This window comes from Corynebacterium sp. HMSC059E07, assembly GCF_001814395.1.
Classification (GTDB): Bacteria; Actinomycetota; Actinomycetes; order Mycobacteriales; family Mycobacteriaceae; genus Corynebacterium; species Corynebacterium hesseae.
This window is the reverse complement of record NZ_KV816336.1, coordinates 33,248-49,459: the sequence shown is the minus strand read 5'-3', so window position 1 is coordinate 49,459 and position 16,212 is coordinate 33,248. Positions and strand designations below refer to the sequence as shown.

Below are 16,212 nucleotides of genomic sequence, written 5' to 3'. Positions count from 1 at the left end.
GAATTTCTTTTCTCTATGCTGCGCGAACCGTTGCTGAGCCACCCCGCTCCTCCCCGAGCCACCGCAGTGAGGCCAAGAATACAAAAGGTTGCGCAATTTCGCGCGGCGGGACCCTAAAGAGTGCACCCGCACCCAAACGTGAGAAAAACCTCACATTTTCCGCGCGGGAGACACCTATGCGCAAGGGCTTCGACTACGGTGGCTCATCATGATTGTTCTGTAGGGCTAACTAAGTCTGCCCGCAGCTCTTCATCACACTGTTCCCCATCAGCTCAAAAGAGGAAAGATGCCTGTAACTATGCTGCATTCCATGCCCCGCCCGGCCGTGCTTTTCGCCGGACAAGGCTCCGATTGGCAAGGTTTCATCGCCACCGCCGCGCAGACTGCCGCCACTGCCGAATCCCTACGTGAGGCCCTCGCCCAAGCCCGCAGCCTCACCGGCCCCGCCGCACGCACCATCGCCTCCACCTGCCCCGGCGCGCTGGAGCGCCTCGAACAACTCATCGCTGGTTCCACCGAGTCCAGTCCCCTCGACGCGCTGCCGGCGGTATCCATCCCGGGCATCGTCCTGGGCCAGATTGCCGCCATCGAGCAGCTGCATGACCTAGGCGTCGACATCGATGAGCGCGCTGGGCATTCGCAGGGAAGCTTGGGCGCGTTGGCCGTCGACAAGCCGGCGCACGCCCTCGCCCTGGCCATCCTGATGGGGACCGCCGCCAGTGCGGTCAACGGCTCCGATCCGCGCTCGCAGATGCTGTCTGTCCGTGGCCTGGAGCGCGGCTTCGTCACTGAGCACCTGCACGGCACCGCCGCCATCGCCGTGGTCAACGGGCGCCGCCACTTTGCACTGTCCGGCAGCCCGGAGGACCTGGCTGCCACCCGCACCGCCATCGAGGAGGCCGTCAAGGGCTTCAACGCCGAGCTGGAGAAGCGCACCATCGGCGGCGATGAGCTCAGCCCGCGCTTCGATGAGCTACCCGTGGCCCTCCCCTTCCACAACCCGGTTTTGGCCATGGCGGCCGAGCGCACCGTGGCGCTGGCGCAGAAGTGCGGCCTCGACGTGGATGAGGCCCGCGCGCAGGCCGAGGCCATCCTGGTCAACGAACACGATTGGCCGGCCACCCTGGCTGCACTCGACTCCGAGCACCTCATTGTCCTGGACCGCGCGCTGACCGCCCTCACCCGCCGCGTCGTGGAGGGAACGGGTGTCACAGTAGTCTCGGCCGCCACCCCGCACGAGCTTGATGCGCTGGCCACGCCAGGCACTGAACTGCCCAAGGCCCTCAACTACGCCGACTTCGCCCCGCGCACCATCGAGCTTCCCAATGGCCGCACCTACACCCAGACCCGCTTCTCCGATCTCACGGGCCTGTCCCCCATCATGCTGGGCGGCATGACGCCGACGTCTGCCGATGGTGAGATCGTCGCCGCGGCGGCCAACGCCGGGCACTGGACGGAGATGGCCGGCGGCGGCATGTACTCCGATGAGGTCTTCCGCTCGCACCTGGCCACAATGGAGCAGCACCTGCGCCCCGGCCGCACGGCGCAGTTCAACACCATGTTCTTTGACCGCTTCCTGTGGAACCTGCACTTCGGCCAGGCGCGCATCGTGCCCAAGGCACGCGCGGCCGGTGCGGCTTTCAACGGTGTGTGCATCTCCGCCGGTATCCCGGAAGTAGAGGAAGCCGGCGAGCTGCTGGACCGCCTCCACGCCGACGGTTTCCCTTTCATCTCCTTCAAGCCCGGTACCGCAAAGCAGATCCGGGATGTGCTGGCCATCGCCACGGCCTACCCGGAGGACCGCATCATCATGCAGGTCGAGGACGGCCACGCCGGCGGCCACCACTCCTGGGTCAACCTGGATGACATGCTGCTGGATACCTACGCCGAAATCCGCCAGCACCCCAACGTCTACCTGGCAGTCGGCGGCGGCATCGCTTCCCCGGACCGCGCCACCTCCTACCTCACCGGTGAGTGGGCGAAGAAGCATGCGATGCCGGCCATGCCTGTCGACGCCGTCTTCATCGGCACCGTCGCCATGGCCACCAAGGAAGCCAAGGCCACCGATTCGGTGAAGGACCTGCTGGTCAACACCACCGGTATTTCCCCGGAAGACAACGATGGCTGGGTCGGCCGCGGAACCGGCGCGCATGGCGTGGCGTCCTCGCAGTCCCACCTGCTGGCGGACATCCACGACCTGGATAATTCCTTCGCGGCGGCCTCGCGCCTGATTACTTCCCTGAACATCGAGGAATACCCGGCCCACCGCCAGGAGATCATCGACGCGCTGGCCAAGACCTGCAAGCCTTACTTCGGCGATGTGGAGTCCATGACCTACGCGGAGTGGCTGGAGCGCTTCGTGGAGCTGGCCCACCCGTTCGTGGATCCCAGCTGGGATGACCGCTTCCTCGATCTCCTCCACCGCGTCGAAGCCCGCCTGAACCCGGCTGACCATGGCCAGATTGCAACTCTCTTCACCAGCGTTGAGGACGTCCACGATGCCCCGCGAGCCGTCGCTAAGCTGCTGGCCGAGTACCCCGCCACACGTACCACCGAGGTCTCCACGCGCGATGCCGCCTGGTGGATTTCGCTGCACTATAAGCACGTCAAGCCCATGCCGTGGGTGCCCGCCATCGATGGCGACCTCAAGAGCTGGTTTGGCAAGGACACGTTGTGGCAGGCCCAGGATGAGCGCTATTCCGCCGACCAGGTGCGCATCATCCCCGGACCTGTGGCGGTGGCGGGCATTACCAAGAAGAACGAGCCGGTGGCAGAGCTGCTTGGCCGCTTCGAGCAGGCCACCACGGATGCGCTGCTGGAGCAGGGCTCGTCCCCGCAGAAGGCTTTCTCCCGCCTGAATTCCGCCGCCGATGAGGCCGCGTTCCTGCGTACTTCTCCTACCCTGTTGTGGCACGGCCACCTCATGGCCAACCCGGCTTATGAGATGGATGAGAACGCCTTCGACCTGCGCCAGGATGCCGAGGGCAACTGGGAGATCGTCATCACCGCGGATTCCTACTGGGATGACCTGCCCGAGGAGCAGCGCCCCTTCTACGTTCGCGAGGTCACCGTCCCTGTGGACCTGCCGGAGGACGTGGCCACGGGTGGCTCCCCGGTGGTCTCCGAGGAGCGCCTGCCCAACTCCGTCTTCACCCTCCTGGAGGGCCTGGCTGGTGTCGGCTCCACGGCGGAGCAGGGCGATGAGATCACGGAGATGCCCACCGTCGAGTCTGGCTACTCCTTCCACTTCCCCGCCTCGCTGCTCTCCGCACACAGCGCGGTGACCTGCGGCGATGCTGCAGCCGAGAAGGCCGGCACCCCGGATGTTCTGGTCGGTCCCTGCTGGCCGGCCATCTATGCCGCGCTCGGCTCCGGGCGCTTGGAGGATGGCTACCCCGTCATCGAGGGCCTGCTCAACGCGGTGCACCTGGACCACGTCATCGACCTGCGCGTGCCGCTGGAGCAGCTTGCCGACGGCCGCCAGATCGACGTCACCTCCTCCTGCACCGCCATCGAGGAATCTGTCTCTGGGCGCATCGTCACGGTCGAGCTCGAGCTCAAGGACCACGCTTCCGGTGATGTCGTGGCCACGCAGATGCACCGCTTTGCCATCCGCGGCCGCGCCACCGGCACCGCCGCGCCGAGCCAGGCACCGGAGTGGGGCGGCGGCAAGTCCGCCACCAAGGTGGTGCCGACGCCACGCTCCTTCGTCGACCGCGCCACCGTCACCGCCCCGCAGGATATGACTCCCTTCGCGCTGGTCTCCGGTGACTATAACCCGATTCACACCTCCTATAACGCGGCCCAGCTGGTTAACCTGCAGGCACCGCTGGTGCACGGCATGTGGCTCTCGGCCGCCGCGCAGCAGGTGGCCGGACGCCACGGCCGCGTGGTGGGCTGGACCTACTCCATGTACGGCATGGTGCAGCTGGGCGATGACATCGAGGTCACCGTCGAGCGCGTCGGCCGCAAGGGCATCCACCAGGCCCTCGAGGTCACCTGCCGCATCGAGGGCGAAGTCGTCTCCCGCGGCCAGGCCCTGCTTGCCGCGCCGACCACGGCTTATGTCTACCCCGGCCAGGGCATCCAGACCGAAGGCATGGGCAAGGGCGACCGCCAGGCCTCCCCGGCAGCACGCGAGGCCTGGCGCCGCGCCGATGCGCATACCCGCGAGAACCTGGGCTTTAGCATCCAGAAGATCATCGATGAGAACCCGACGGAGCTGACCGTCCGCGGCACCACCTTCCGCCACCCGCAGGGTGTGCTGCACCTGACCCAGTTCACACAGGTGGCCCTGGCCGTGGTGGCCTATGCCCAGACCGAGCGCCTGCGCGCCGAGGACACCCTGGCTCCGACCTCCTACTTCGCCGGCCACTCCCTGGGCGAGTACACCGCGCTGGCTTCGCTAGCGAATATCTTCGACCTTGAGGGTGTCATCGACATCGTCTACTCCCGCGGCTCCGCCATGGGCAGCCTCGTTCCGCGCGATGCTGAAGGCAACTCCGAATACGCCATGGCGGCACTGCGCCCGAACATGGCTGGTATTGATGCCGACAGCGTCGACGCTTGGGTGGCTGAGGTCGCCGCGGCCACCGGCGAGTTCCTGGAGATTGTTAACTACAACATCCGCGGCCAGCAGTACTCCGTCGCCGGCACCAAGAAGGGGCTGAAGGCACTGGTGGACAAGGCCAATGCCATCGCCCCACGCGCGGCGGTCATGGTCCCGGGCATCGACGTGCCTTTCCACTCCCGCGTGCTGCGCGAGGGTGTTCCGGCCTTCGCCGAAAAACTCGACGAGCTCCTGCCGCAGGAGCTGGACCTCGATGCCCTGGTAGGACGCTATATCCCGAACCTGGTGGCCCGCCCCTTCGAGCTGACCCAGGACTTCGTCGACGCCGTGGCCCCGCTGGCGCCCTCCGGCAAGCTGGACGGGCTGAAGGTGGAGGACCTCTCCAAGCACGAGCTCGCCCGCCTGCTGCTCATTGAGCTGCTGTCCTGGCAGTTCGCCTCACCTGTGCGCTGGATTGAGACCCAGGAGCTCCTCTTCGGCAAGGTCGAGCAGATCATCGAGGTCGGCCTGGCTTCTTCCCCGACGCTGACCAACCTGGCGACCCGCTCGCTGGCCGTCGCCGGCATCCCGGAAGGCACCATCCGCGTGCTCAACGTGGAGCGCGACCAGGAGCAGGTCATGCTTGCCGACGTCTCCGAAGCCCCAGCCGCCGAACCGGCTCCGGAATCCGACGCCGAGGAGGCACCACAAGCCAACGAGGCACCAGCCGAGGCTGCCGAGGCTCCGGCTGCGGCCGCGCCAGCTGCCGCACCTGCTCCTGCGCCTACCGCAGCCGCCGCCTCCGGCGACGCCCCCGAGCTGCGCTTCGGCGCGGCGGAGGCCATCATGGTGCTCTTCGCCTTCCAGAACAAGATCCGCGTGGACCAGATCGCGGACTCCGACACCGTGGAGGAGCTGACCAACGGTGTGTCCTCGCGCCGTAACCAGCTGCTCATGGACATGTCCGCGGAAATCGGCGTGCCGGCCATCGATGGCGCCGCCGATGCCGACGTGGCTACGCTGCGCGAGAAGGTCGCCACCGCCGCCCCGGGCTACTCCGCGTTCGGCCCGGTGCTGGGTGAGGCCGTCGGTGCGCGCCTGCGCCAGCTCTTCGGCGCTGCGGGCCTCAAGCCCACCGCCGTGGCGGACTACGTCACCGGCACCTGGGGCCTGCCCGAGTCCTGGGTTGCCCACGTCGAGGCAGAAATCCTGCTCGGCTCCCGCGAGGAGGACTCGGTGCGCGGCGGATCGCTGAACACCGTGCCGGCGAGCGCTACCTCGAAGCCCGCGGCACACGAGCTGATCGACGCCGCCGTCCAGGCCGTCGCCGCTACCCACGGTGCATCCGTATCCAAGGGCGCGGCCGCCGGTGGCGCCGGTGGCGGTGCCGTGGTTGACTCCGCTGCGCTCGATGCCTTCGCCGAGACCGTCACCGGTGAGAACGGCGTGCTGGCTACAGCCGCCCGTCAGCTTCTCTCCCAGCTGGGCTTGGACTCCGAACCGGAGCTCATCGAGGCCCCTGACACCACCGTCATCGATGCCGTTGAGGCAGAGCTCGGCTCCGGCTGGCTCAAGTCCGTCACGCCCTCCTTCGATGCGAACAAGGCCGTGCTTTTCGACGATTCCTGGGCCATCGCCCGCGAGCGCCTCGCCCGCGTGGCGCTGGGCCAGGCCGAGTACCCAGTGGACAGCTTCCACGGTGCCGGCGAGGATCTAGCTCGCCAGGCCCGCTGGTGGAAGCGCGAAGACATCGCGCAGGCCGCCGTGGACACCACCCCCGGCGCGTTCGCCGGTGAGGTCGCCCTGGTCACGGGCGCTGCGCCTGGTTCCATCGCCACCGCACTGGTGGAGCGCCTGCTGGAGGGCGGCGCGACCGTCATCATGACCGCCTCCCGTGTCAGCCAGGCCCGCAAGGAGTTCGCGCGCACGCTCTACGCCGAGCACGGCGCCGCCGGTTCCGCCCTGTGGCTGGTCCCGGCGAACCTGTCGAGCTTCCGTGATATTGACGCCCTCATCGACTGGATCGGCACTGAGCAGCGCGAGTCCGTGGGCAACGAGGTCAAGATTCTCAAGCCTGCGCTGACCCCGACGCTGGCCTTCCCCTTCGCCGCGCCGAGTGTCTCCGGCTCGCTGGCGGATGCCTCCGGAACGACCGAGACGCAGGCCCGCCTGTTGCTGTGGTCCGTCGAGCGCACCATTGCGGGGCTGGCGAGGTTGAGTCAGGGGGACGTCGACAAGCGCTGCCACGTCGTCCTGCCGGGCTCGCCCAACCGCGGCACCTTCGGTGGCGACGGCGCCTACGGCGAGGTCAAGGCGGCACTCGATGCCATCCTCAACAAGTGGAAGGTCGAAGCCGGCTGGCCGCAGGGTGTCACCCTGGCGCAGGCCAAGATCGGCTGGGTGGCTGGCACGCACCTCATGGGCGGCAACGATGGGCTGGTGCCCGCCGCCGAGAAGGCCGGCATCAAGGTGTGGAGCCCGGAGGAGATTTCCACCGAGCTCATGGACCTGGCCAGCGCCGACTCGCGCGCGCAAGCAGCGCATGCCCCGGTGGAGAAGGACCTCACCGGCGGCCTGGAGGGCTTCTCTCTCACCGAGCTCGCCGCAGATGTGGAGCCGGCTGACGTCGATCCGCACGAGGATAAGGAGGCTCCCGCGACCATCACCGCGCTGCCCAACCAGGTGCAGGCGGTTCAGCCAGGCCTGGAGGAAGAAGTTGGCCAGGTCACCACGGACCTGGAGGACATGGTGGTCATCGCCGGTATCGGCGAGGTCTCCTCGTGGGGCTCCGGCCGCACACGCTTCGAGGCCGAGTATGGCCTGCAGCGCGATGGTTCCGCAGAGCTCACCGCCGCCGGTGTGCTGGAGCTGGCCTGGATGACCGGGCTGGTGGAATGGCGCGAAGACCCACACCCGGGTTGGTTCGTGGTGGAGAGCGATGAAGAGATTGCCGAAGAGGACATCTTCGAGCGCTTCCGCGATGAGGTCGTCGCACGCTCCGGCGTGCGCACGCTGACCGATAAGTACCACCTCACCGACAGCGGCTCCATCGACCTGACCACCGTCTTCCTGGACCGCGACGTCACCTTCACCGTGGATTCGGAGGCCACCGCACGCGATATCCAGGAGGCGGACCCAGAGTTCGTCAGCATCGCCGAAGTAGACGGCGAATGGCAGATCACCCGCCGCCAGGGTGCCACCGTTAAGGTGCCGCGCAAGGCCACGCTGACCCGCACCGTCGCCGCGCAGATGCCGGATGACTTCGACGCCGCCAAGTGGGGAATCCCGGAGCACATGCTCGATTCCCTCGACCGCATGGCGGTGTGGACCCTGGTCAGCGCGGTGGATGCCTTCACCCAGGCCGGCTTCTCCCCGGCAGAGCTGCTGCGCTCCATTCACCCGGGTCAGGTGGCCACCACGCAGGGCACCGGCATCGGCGGCATGGAGTCCCTGCACAAGGTCTTCGTCACCCGCTTCCTCGGCGAGGAGCGCCCGTCCGACATCCTGCAGGAAGCCCTGCCGAACGTCATCGCGGCGCACACCATGCAGTCCCTGGTGGGCGGCTACGGCTCCATGATTCACCCCATCGGCGCCTGCGCTACCGCGGCGGTCTCGATTGAGGAGGCCGTGGACAAGATTGCCCTGGGCAAGGCTGATGCGGTCGTGGCCGGCGGTATCGACGATGTCCAGGTGGAATCCCTCCAGGGCTTCGGCGACATGAACGCCACCGCGGAGACCGCGAAGATGACAGCCAAGGGGATCGATGATCGCTTCATCTCCCGCGCCAACGACCGCCGCCGCGGCGGCTTCCTCGAAGGCGAGGGCGGCGGCACAGTCCTGCTAGTTCGTGCCTCACTAGCAGCCGACTTAGGACTGCCGGTGCTCGCGGTGGTCGCGCACGCTGCCTCCTATGGCGACGGCGCCCACACCTCCATCCCGGCCCCGGGCCTGGGTGCACTGGGCGCTGGCCGCGGCCGGGAGAACTCCCGCCTGGCGCGCTCGCTGCGCGGTCTGGGCCTGACGCCAAACGACGTCAGCGTCCTGTCCAAGCACGACACCTCCACCAACGCCAACGACCCCAACGAGTCGGAGCTGCACTCCCTGCTGTGGCCGGCGATTGGCCGCGATGAGGACCAGCCGATGTTCGTCATCTCCCAGAAGACGCTCACCGGCCACTCCAAGGCGGGTGCCGCGCTCTTCCAGACCGGCGGCATCATCGATGTCTTCCGCACGCACCGCATCCCGGCGAATGTGTCCCTGGACTGCGTCGACCCGCTCATCGCCCCGAAGGCGCCGAACCTGGTGTGGCTGCGCTCCCCGCTGGACCTCGCCGCAGCGGGCCACAGCGTGAAGGCCGCGGCACTGACCTCGCTTGGCTTCGGCCACGTCAGCGCGCTCATCGTCTACGCCCACCCAAGCGTGTTCGAGCAGGCCGTGTCCCAGCAGCGCGGGGCGGATGCCGCCGCCCAGTGGCGTGAGCGCGCCGAGCAGCGCCTGCGCGCCGGCCGCGCCCACTTCGAGGCCGGCATGCTGGGCCGCGCCCCGCTCTTCGAGGTCATCGAGGGCCGCCGCCTCCCGGCACGCGACGCCAAGGCCGCCGAGATTGCCATGCTTCTCGACGACTCCGCGCGCCTCACCGAGGACGGCACCTACCCCTCCGCCTAAGGCGCAGATCCCCTAACAACAAGCCCTAAGAACAAGCCGAGGACGTCCGCTAAGAAGCGGGCCTCCTCGGCTTCTTTTCTGCCTGCGCCCCTCGCCTCGTGATAGGTTTCGCATAAGGCACCGTTTACCTAAACGCGAGACTTCCAGGAACCAGAGGACGCAACATGGATATTGAAAAATTCCTCATGACAGCTGTCGGCTCACTCAGCGTCATTTCCCTTGCTGGTTGGCTCATCGCTGATTACGAGTGGTCAACCAGGGCCACAACGGTTATGGGGTTTGGGTTCCTTATCTCGGCACTGATTAACAAGCACAGGCAAGAAAAGGCCGCGGGCCAACGCCGGGTTCCAGAAGAGTCTGTGCAGTAACCACCCGGCTTCACAACTGCCCTATCTGCCAAACTTATCGCCGATCCATGCAACGCGGGGGCAAGGTTTTGGCAACTAGGCGCGTTCTTCCTCTGGCTCTTCTGCTGCCTCATCCTGTACCTGCCGCGCATTATCTGAAATCTCACGCGCCCTCTGCTCCAAGCTCTCCTGGGCGCGGGCCTGGGCTTGGGATGAGTTCTCGGCGCGCGGCGGGGCTTGGATGAAACGCTCGGAGTGCAATCCCAGCTGCAGCTCCTTGGCGCGCAGTACCTCCGCATCAATCTTGATGCCGACGATCAACACAGTGTTCATCAACCACGTGGCCACGAAGACCGCCATGACGGTACTCAGTGCACCATAAGCGCTGGCCGCAGCAAGATACTTCAGGTAGAGGCCTACCAATCCCCAGGACACGACCGTGCCCACGAGCGCCACCACGGAGCCATAGGTAATCCACCTAAAACGCCCGGGCCGCACGTTGGGGCTGAAGTGATAGAGCACCGCGATAAGCGTGAGAACCACAACCACGGTAACTGGGAAGCGCAGCCAGTTCCACACCGGGAGGAAGATTCGCACCAGGTACGTGGCGGCATCTTCTAGTCCTACGTTGCGTGCAAGCGGAATCAGCCCCTCATTAAGAACTGCATCACGCAGCAAGTTGGCAAAAAGCACGATGACCGCGCCCACCACGATGACTGCTGTCAACCCCCACATCAGCGCCCACGTGCGGATGATGCCGCGGCCCTCCACCCGGCCGTACACGGTATTGGCTGTCCGCGAGAAGGCCCGCACATACGCCGAGGCAGAAAACAGCGAAATGGCCAGGGAGATGATCAAGGCCAACGTGCCCTGCGCGCTGGAGCCAATAATCGTCCCGACGACCGCATGAGCTTGCTCAGAAAGCGAACCGGGGACGTACTGTTCGACGAGCTCAGAGGTCAGCTTCTCCACTTCCGCTTGGCGGGAGGAGAAGATGAGCGTGGCAATGGAGTAGGCGGCCAGCACCGTTGGCGCAAAAGCCATGAGCGTGAAGTAGGTCATCCCGGCGGCGCGGTCCATGAAGGCATCGTGGAAGAAGTCATTCCACGTGCGGCGGATGACCAGCCCCCAGCTCTCCTTGCGCAGGCGATTACCTTTGGCGAGGGGATTGCGCTCGTCATCATGGCCTTGAACCTCCAGGATGGTCGGGCCCTTAAACGGCACGATTGTTTCTGGCTCCTCGGCCGACATAGCGTTGCCGTCAATCTCCTCTTCGCTCATATCTGACCAGCGTATGCGGCACACCGCGCATTCAGGGGAAGGACACTCGGGCCACAGCCAGAGCCGTGGTTACACTGGGGAGGCATGACTGAGAAGAACACCGAGACCAAGATCAACGTAAAGTCCTTCGAGCTCGATCACCGGCTTGTCGCCGCCCCCTATATCCGCGTCGCCGACCGCACCGACCTGGGCGGCGGGGTCGAGATTATCAAGTATGACCTGCGCTTCTGCCAGCCCAACAAAGAGCACCTCGGTACCGAAGCACTGCACTCGGTCGAGCACATGATGGCCAACTTCATGCGCAACTACACCGACAAGCTCATTGGTTTTGCCCCGATGGGCTGCCGCACCGGCTTCTACGCCATCACCAACGGCATGGAGCAGGATGAGCTGCTCCGCGCTGTCGAGGGCGCGCTCAATGACATCCTCAATGCCACTGAGGTTCCCGCCGCCAACGAGGTGCAGTGCGGCTGGGGCGCCCACCACTCACTCGAAGGCGCGCAGGAGGCCGCACGCAACTTCCTCGCGGCCAAGGAAGAGTGGCTCAACGTCATGGCCTAAATGGCCATGACATCGGGGGCGGCGGCCCACCCGTCCTAGGACTCGAGGCGTCGGATCTGGGTGCGGGCGACGAACAGCCCGGCGACGCCAAGCCCCAAAACACTCGCCATCAAGGTGCAACGTGCTGCGCTGAACTCCGCGAACAGTCCAGGGATCAATAGGATCGCCGCCACGCAGAGAAGGCTCGAAGCAAAGAGGAGGATGGCAAAGAGTACGTCTTTGGGGATGTACATGCGAGGTCCTTTCTAGGCGGCTAGTGACTGCCTGCGGCGAACTAGTAATTCAACGCTATTTTAAATATTTCGCACTTATATTTCTACCCCTAGCCAGATGGGCTCCGGCTCCAACGTCACGCCGAAGGCCTTCTGAACCCCGGCGCGGATGTCGCGGGCCAGCGCAACGATATCGTCCGCAGTGGCCTCACCGCGGTTGGTCAGCGCCAGGGTGTGCTTGGTGGACAAGGTTGCCTTCGCGCCTGACTCTTCACCTGGGTAGCCCTTGGCAAAGCCGGCGCGCTCGATGAGCCACGCGGCGGAGAGTTTTTCCTTTCCTTCTCCTCCTTCACCCACCGCATGGCGCGGCATGCGGTCGGCATCCTCGTCGCCGCGGGTGGCGCGGACTGCTTCCTGGATGGAATCGGCAAGCTCGGGCTCGACGATGGGGTTGGTGAAGAAGGAACCGGCCGACCACGTGTCGTGATCTTCTGGGTCAAGCACCATGCCCTTGCCGCGGCGCAGCTTCAGAACGTCCTCACGGACGTCGGCCACGGGGCGGCGCTCGCCGGGGTTCTGGGTGAGCTGGCCAAAGCGCAGGGGCCTCGACAGGCCGTCAGTAGTCAGCTGCAGCTCGACGGCCAGCACCACACCGCGCCCGGTGAACTTCAGGTTGGAGTAGCGATAGGCCAGCTCCAGGTCCGCGGCCGGCACCCACGTCGCGGTCCGGGTAGCGCGCTCGTAGAGATAAACCTGCGTGAGGACGTCGGAGGTCTCCGCACCATAAGCGCCGACATTCTGCACCGGCACGGCACCCGCATTGCCCGGAATCCCGGAAAGGCACTCAATACCGCCCAGGCCGCAGTCCACGGACAAAGCCACGACGTCATCCCACACCGCACCCGCATCAGCGCGCACGAGGCCACTGGCCACGGAGACGTCAATGTCCTCGAAGTCGAGGATGACCACCACGACTTCCAGCTGACCTTCCGCCACCACGAGGTTGGAGCCGCCGCCGACGACGAGGTAGTCCTGGGAGGCGTCGTCAAGCGCTGCCAGCGCAGCGATGGCGGCCTCAGCGCTGGCGCAGCGCACCGTCACCAGCGGGGCACCGCCGATGCGCAGCGTCGTGAGATCGGCGAAGGTGGTCTCGGAATCAAGCGTGACTCCGTCAATATCAGCGAGGGTCAGGAATTTATCTAGCACGTCTACCAAGGTAGTCTGTAACTCATGTCAACCCGTAGCGAAAACACCGTGATCATCAACCAGCCCATCGATAAGGTGCACAAGGCACTGTCCACCCAGGAGTACTGGGACTTCATCGTGGCCAAGCTCTCCCCGGAACCGGGCACCGTGCACGAGTTCACCGGCAACACCGCCGTGCTCTACGAGATTCTTCCGACCTCCCTCCTCCCGGAGGCCGTCCGCGCCATGGTCTCCCAGGACCTCAAGGAAAAGCGCACCGTGACCATCGGCGAGGTTGTCGATGATCAGATGTCCGTCTCCTTCACCGCTGACGTCAAGGGCACCCCGGTCGACTTCAAGGGCGACATCACCTACAAGGGCCAGGGCGAGTCCACCGCTCTGGATTACGTCTCTGAGGTTTCCGTCAACATCCCGATGATGGGCGCTGCCATCGAACCGAAGGTTGCTGAGGCTCTGCAGGAGCTCTACACCAACGAGGGCAAGCTCACCGAAGAGTGGATCTCCAACAACCTCTAAACAGCTCTCTACAACGCAGTTGTTGCCATGGCCGATCACGCGCATAACCTGAAGGCTCAGGAAAGCGCTGGTCGGCCTTTTGGCGTTGTTACCCGCGGCACCACTAATCCCAACCGCCTGCGCCGCTGCGATCGCTGGATGGTGGCGCACCCGGAAATCTCCTCGCTGCTGCGTTCCACTAAGGAACCGCTGGCTCTCGACGTCGGCTACGGCGCCTCCCACACCACCACGGTGGAGTGGGCCGGCTGGCTGCGCAGCGTTAATCCTCATACCCGGGTGACGGGTTTGGAGATTTCCCCCGAGCGCGTGCTGCCGCCGCGCGATGGCGTGACCTTTGAGCTCGGCGGCTTCGAGCTAGCAGGCTACCGCCCACAGCTGGTGCGGGCCTTCAACGTGCTGCGCCAGTATGACGTGGACCAGGTGGAGAAAGCCTGGAACACCGTGAACTCGCGCTTGGCCCCCGGTGGGTTCTTCGTGGAGGGAACCTGCGACGAGCTGGGGCGCAGGGCGGCCTGGGTGCTTCTCGACGCCTCCGGCCCACGCACCCTAACCCTCGCCTGGGATCCCTTCGACGTTGCGCGCCCCAGCGATATCGCGGAGCGCCTGCCCAAAATCCTCATCCACCGCAACGTGCCGGGTGAGCCGATCCACGAGCTCTTGCAGGCGGCCGACGCCGCCTGGGACCGCGCCGCCGGCTGGTCTCCTTATGGCCCGCGGGTGCGCTGGCGCATGGCGCGCGAAGAACTCCGGCAGACAGTTCCGATCCATCCGGTACACCGCCGCCTGCGGGATAACGTGCTCACAGTGGATTGGAACCTGGTAGTTGGCCATCTTTAAGCCGGTGCGCCACACTAGTAGTCATGGCTTCTTCTAAATCTTCCGCCTCGACGGCCTGGAAAATCTTCATTGGCGTACTCGTGGTACTCCTGCTCATCATCCTGGTAGCTGAGCTCGGCCTGCGCTGGTTCTTAGGTTCACAGATGAAGAGCCAATTCACCCAGTCCGCCAAGGAACAGGGCGTGGAGACCTCCGAGGAACCGGAGGTGAGCTTCGGTGCTAGCCCCATGGTCTTTGGCATGCTCAACGGCAAGATTCCGCAGATGGATATGAAGACCCCGTCCACGCTGAAGATTGATGGCACCAACATCGCTGGGCAACCGGCTGCGGATGTCCACGTCGAAGACATGACGCTGTCCCAGGAGCCAGTCGCGGGCACTCTGCGGGCCTCGACGACGGTCCCGGATCAGTTCCTGCTTGCCAGCTTCCAGAAGGCCATTGCTGAGCAGTCCGGCTATGATGCCTTGGGCAACCTCGTAGTCACCGCGATTACCGCCAACGATGCCGAGGATGACCTCGAGGTGGAATTTGCCGGTGGCCTGGCCACGCTCTCGCTCAAGCCGGAAGCTCGCGACGGCAAGCTCGCCATCGATGCGAAGGAAGCATCGCTCTTCGGCTTCGACCTGCCGGAGCAGGCAACCTCCGCGATTTCGAATGCCTTGGCCGAAGGCATGGAGGAACAGCTCGCGGGACAAAAGCTCACCTTTGAGTCCGTGGACGTCGGCGCCGGCGAGCTCACGCTGACCCTCATTGGCCACGACGTCCCGATGAGCGAGCTCGATTCCGCCACGGCACCAGCACCGGAATCGGCACCGGCCAACTAAGGCTTAAGAATTAGGGCGCAGGCTCTCTACGGTGAGCTGCGTGTCTAGGTTTTCGTCGTCTGAAACGACGGACCCCGGATCAACAAGGGATTGATAGCCCGCCTGCTCCGCCAGGCGGGCTATTTCTTTAAGCGGCAATCGCGAGTCTTCGGGAAGAATGAGCCCCAAACGCACGGGCAGCGGGCAGGCCTCGCGGAGGGTGACGAGCTCGGAGAGGAGCGAGGTGGCATCCCCTAGCAGTGCATCCACCGCAACCCACACCTCGGCCGCACCAGACTGAACTGCCAGCCGTGCCTCCGCTGCCTTCACCAAAGAGTGGTGGCGCCCAGTGGGATAGCCGGCGACGGCAATGATGTGCTCGGCGCCCTCGGCGGCAAGCACATGGTGCGGGGAGACAAGCACTCGCTGCTGCCCCGCGGATTGGGTCCGCACCTCCTCCAGGGAGGCCTCAAGCAGATTCAGCATTAGTAGGAATAATCGCCGTTGATGATGGCCTTGAGCTGCGGGCGCACATCAAACCAGTACACGCCGGTGATGATGGCGCCAATCCAGCTGACAAAATACAGCGGCAGGTTCATCACCAGGGCGGAACCGACGAGTAGCCCGACCCATACCCATTTGTTCTGGCGGTCACCGGCGCGGAAGGCATCCTCCCGCGTCATCGCCGCTAGGACGGCACCGATGAGGGCAAAAAGGGATACCGCCATAAAGATGTACTGCGGTATCGACGAAATAATATCTAGAAAAGTGTGCATTAATTAGTTCTCGTCAACGACTTCGCCGTCGATGACATCGTCGTTCGGCTTTGCTGCATAGGGGTTGCGCGGGCTCTGCGGCTCCTGCGGCTGCTGGCCCGCCGCGCGCTGCTCCTTGGCGTTGTTGATAGCGCCCTGAACTCCCTCACGGGTCTCGGTGAAGGCGGTGTTGAAATCCTCACGAGCCTTCACGAAGGACTCCGAATTGCGGGTCTCGCGTGCAGCGGAGGACACAGACTCCCCAATGTTCTTGGCTGTGGAGGTCACGCGGTCAAAGAAGGACTCCTCCTTCGCGGTGCCATCACCCATGCCCGCCGCATCAGCGGCGCGGGCAATGCGTTCCGCCTGCGCGTTCTGGGCCTGGTTCTGGCGCTCTTCCTTGAAACGGCCACCAAAATCCTTGGCCACATCAAAAGCAGAGGAACCGGCATTCTTGATTGAGTCAAATACGGACATGGT

Annotated in this window: 12 protein-coding genes; 6 read left to right on the top strand and 6 right to left on the bottom strand. The window is 65.1% G+C overall.

What is annotated here, in order from left to right; translation table 11 throughout:
• The first annotated feature begins 286 nt into the window (after positions 1-286).
• Positions 287-9,214, top strand: coding sequence for a type I polyketide synthase (locus tag HMPREF2967_RS11565; RefSeq protein ID WP_070686582.1), 8,928 nt, complete (start codon positions 287-289; stop codon positions 9,212-9,214).
• A 164-nt stretch (positions 9,215-9,378) separates the two neighbouring features.
• On the top strand, positions 9,379-9,582 hold the full coding sequence (locus HMPREF2967_RS11560; RefSeq protein ID WP_070686580.1) for a hypothetical protein: 204 nt from the start codon (positions 9,379-9,381) through the stop codon (positions 9,580-9,582).
• Between the two features lie 75 nt (positions 9,583-9,657).
• Here the strand turns inward: HMPREF2967_RS11560 and HMPREF2967_RS11555 are convergent, their stop codons facing one another.
• Entirely contained in the window at positions 9,658-10,842 is a 1,185-nt protein-coding gene (locus HMPREF2967_RS11555) for a YihY/virulence factor BrkB family protein (protein ID WP_232770847.1), read from the bottom strand.
• A gap of 84 nt (positions 10,843-10,926) precedes the next feature.
• Here HMPREF2967_RS11555 and HMPREF2967_RS11550 point away from each other — a divergent pair, with 84 nt between their 5' ends.
• A complete protein-coding gene (locus HMPREF2967_RS11550; RefSeq protein ID WP_070563621.1) occupies positions 10,927-11,403 on the top strand; it encodes an S-ribosylhomocysteine lyase in 477 nt (158 codons plus the stop codon).
• Between the two features lie 35 nt (positions 11,404-11,438).
• Here HMPREF2967_RS11550 and HMPREF2967_RS11545 read toward each other — a convergent pair whose 3' ends face one another.
• Positions 11,439-11,636, bottom strand: coding sequence for a hypothetical protein (locus HMPREF2967_RS11545; protein WP_070533977.1), 198 nt, complete (start codon positions 11,634-11,636; stop codon positions 11,439-11,441).
• A 75-nt stretch (positions 11,637-11,711) separates the two neighbouring features.
• Positions 11,712-12,821 (bottom strand): UDP-N-acetylmuramate dehydrogenase, encoded by a 1,110-nt coding sequence (locus tag HMPREF2967_RS11540; protein ID WP_070624575.1) that lies wholly within the window; start codon positions 12,819-12,821, stop codon positions 11,712-11,714.
• 24 nt (positions 12,822-12,845) lie between these two features.
• Here HMPREF2967_RS11540 and HMPREF2967_RS11535 point away from each other — a divergent pair, with 24 nt between their 5' ends.
• Genes HMPREF2967_RS11535 through HMPREF2967_RS11525 form a run of 3 tightly spaced genes read left to right on the top strand, consistent with a single transcriptional unit; the run spans position 12,846 to position 14,998 of the window.
• Positions 12,846-13,337, top strand: coding sequence for a DUF2505 domain-containing protein (locus HMPREF2967_RS11535; RefSeq protein ID WP_070521152.1), 492 nt, complete (start codon positions 12,846-12,848; stop codon positions 13,335-13,337).
• Between the two features lie 27 nt (positions 13,338-13,364).
• Positions 13,365-14,174 carry a class I SAM-dependent methyltransferase gene (locus tag HMPREF2967_RS11530; protein ID WP_070624576.1) on the top strand — a complete coding sequence of 270 codons (810 nt, stop codon included), beginning with the start codon at positions 13,365-13,367 and terminating at the stop codon, positions 14,172-14,174.
• A 23-nt stretch (positions 14,175-14,197) separates the two neighbouring features.
• Positions 14,198-14,998, top strand: a complete 801-nt coding sequence (locus HMPREF2967_RS11525) for an LmeA family phospholipid-binding protein (RefSeq protein WP_070624577.1) — start codon at positions 14,198-14,200, stop codon at positions 14,996-14,998.
• Positions 14,999-15,001: 3 nt separating this feature from the next.
• Here the strand turns inward: HMPREF2967_RS11525 and HMPREF2967_RS11520 are convergent, their stop codons facing one another.
• The 3 genes from HMPREF2967_RS11520 to HMPREF2967_RS11510 are packed head-to-tail and all read right to left on the bottom strand — an operon-like array spanning position 15,002 to position 16,209.
• Positions 15,002-15,463, bottom strand: a complete 462-nt coding sequence (locus HMPREF2967_RS11520; RefSeq protein ID WP_070624578.1) for a deoxyribose-phosphate aldolase — start codon at positions 15,461-15,463, stop codon at positions 15,002-15,004.
• Entirely contained in the window at positions 15,463-15,753 is a 291-nt protein-coding gene (locus tag HMPREF2967_RS11515; RefSeq protein WP_070624579.1) for a DUF2516 family protein, read from the bottom strand. Before HMPREF2967_RS11515 ends, HMPREF2967_RS11520 begins: the two co-directional genes overlap by 1 nt.
• Positions 15,754-15,756: 3 nt before the next feature.
• Complete coding sequence (locus tag HMPREF2967_RS11510; RefSeq protein ID WP_070561534.1) at positions 15,757-16,209, bottom strand: CGLAU_01105 family protein; 453 nt, start codon at positions 16,207-16,209, stop codon at positions 15,757-15,759.
• Positions 16,210-16,212 lie beyond the last annotated feature (3 nt).

Bases quoted from the DNA above. Each gene is read 5' to 3' on its own strand.
- HMPREF2967_RS11555 (WP_232770847.1), bottom strand. From the start codon at position 10,842: ATGAGCGAAGAGGAGATTGACGGCAACGCTATGTCGGCCGAGGAGCCA.
- HMPREF2967_RS11560 (WP_070686580.1), top strand. From the start codon at position 9,379: ATGGATATTGAAAAATTCCTCATGACAGCTGTCGGCTCACTCAGCGTC.
- HMPREF2967_RS11530 (WP_070624576.1), top strand. From the start codon at position 13,365: ATGGCCGATCACGCGCATAACCTGAAGGCTCAGGAAAGCGCTGGTCGG.
- HMPREF2967_RS11565 (WP_070686582.1), top strand. From the start codon at position 287: ATGCCTGTAACTATGCTGCATTCCATGCCCCGCCCGGCCGTGCTTTTC.
- HMPREF2967_RS11525 (WP_070624577.1), top strand. From the start codon at position 14,198: ATGGCTTCTTCTAAATCTTCCGCCTCGACGGCCTGGAAAATCTTCATT.
- HMPREF2967_RS11515 (WP_070624579.1), bottom strand. From the start codon at position 15,753: ATGCACACTTTTCTAGATATTATTTCGTCGATACCGCAGTACATCTTT.
- HMPREF2967_RS11510 (WP_070561534.1), bottom strand. From the start codon at position 16,209: ATGTCCGTATTTGACTCAATCAAGAATGCCGGTTCCTCTGCTTTTGAT.
- HMPREF2967_RS11535 (WP_070521152.1), top strand. From the start codon at position 12,846: ATGTCAACCCGTAGCGAAAACACCGTGATCATCAACCAGCCCATCGAT.
- HMPREF2967_RS11520 (WP_070624578.1), bottom strand. From the start codon at position 15,463: ATGCTGAATCTGCTTGAGGCCTCCCTGGAGGAGGTGCGGACCCAATCC.
- HMPREF2967_RS11550 (WP_070563621.1), top strand. From the start codon at position 10,927: ATGACTGAGAAGAACACCGAGACCAAGATCAACGTAAAGTCCTTCGAG.
- HMPREF2967_RS11545 (WP_070533977.1), bottom strand. From the start codon at position 11,636: ATGTACATCCCCAAAGACGTACTCTTTGCCATCCTCCTCTTTGCTTCG.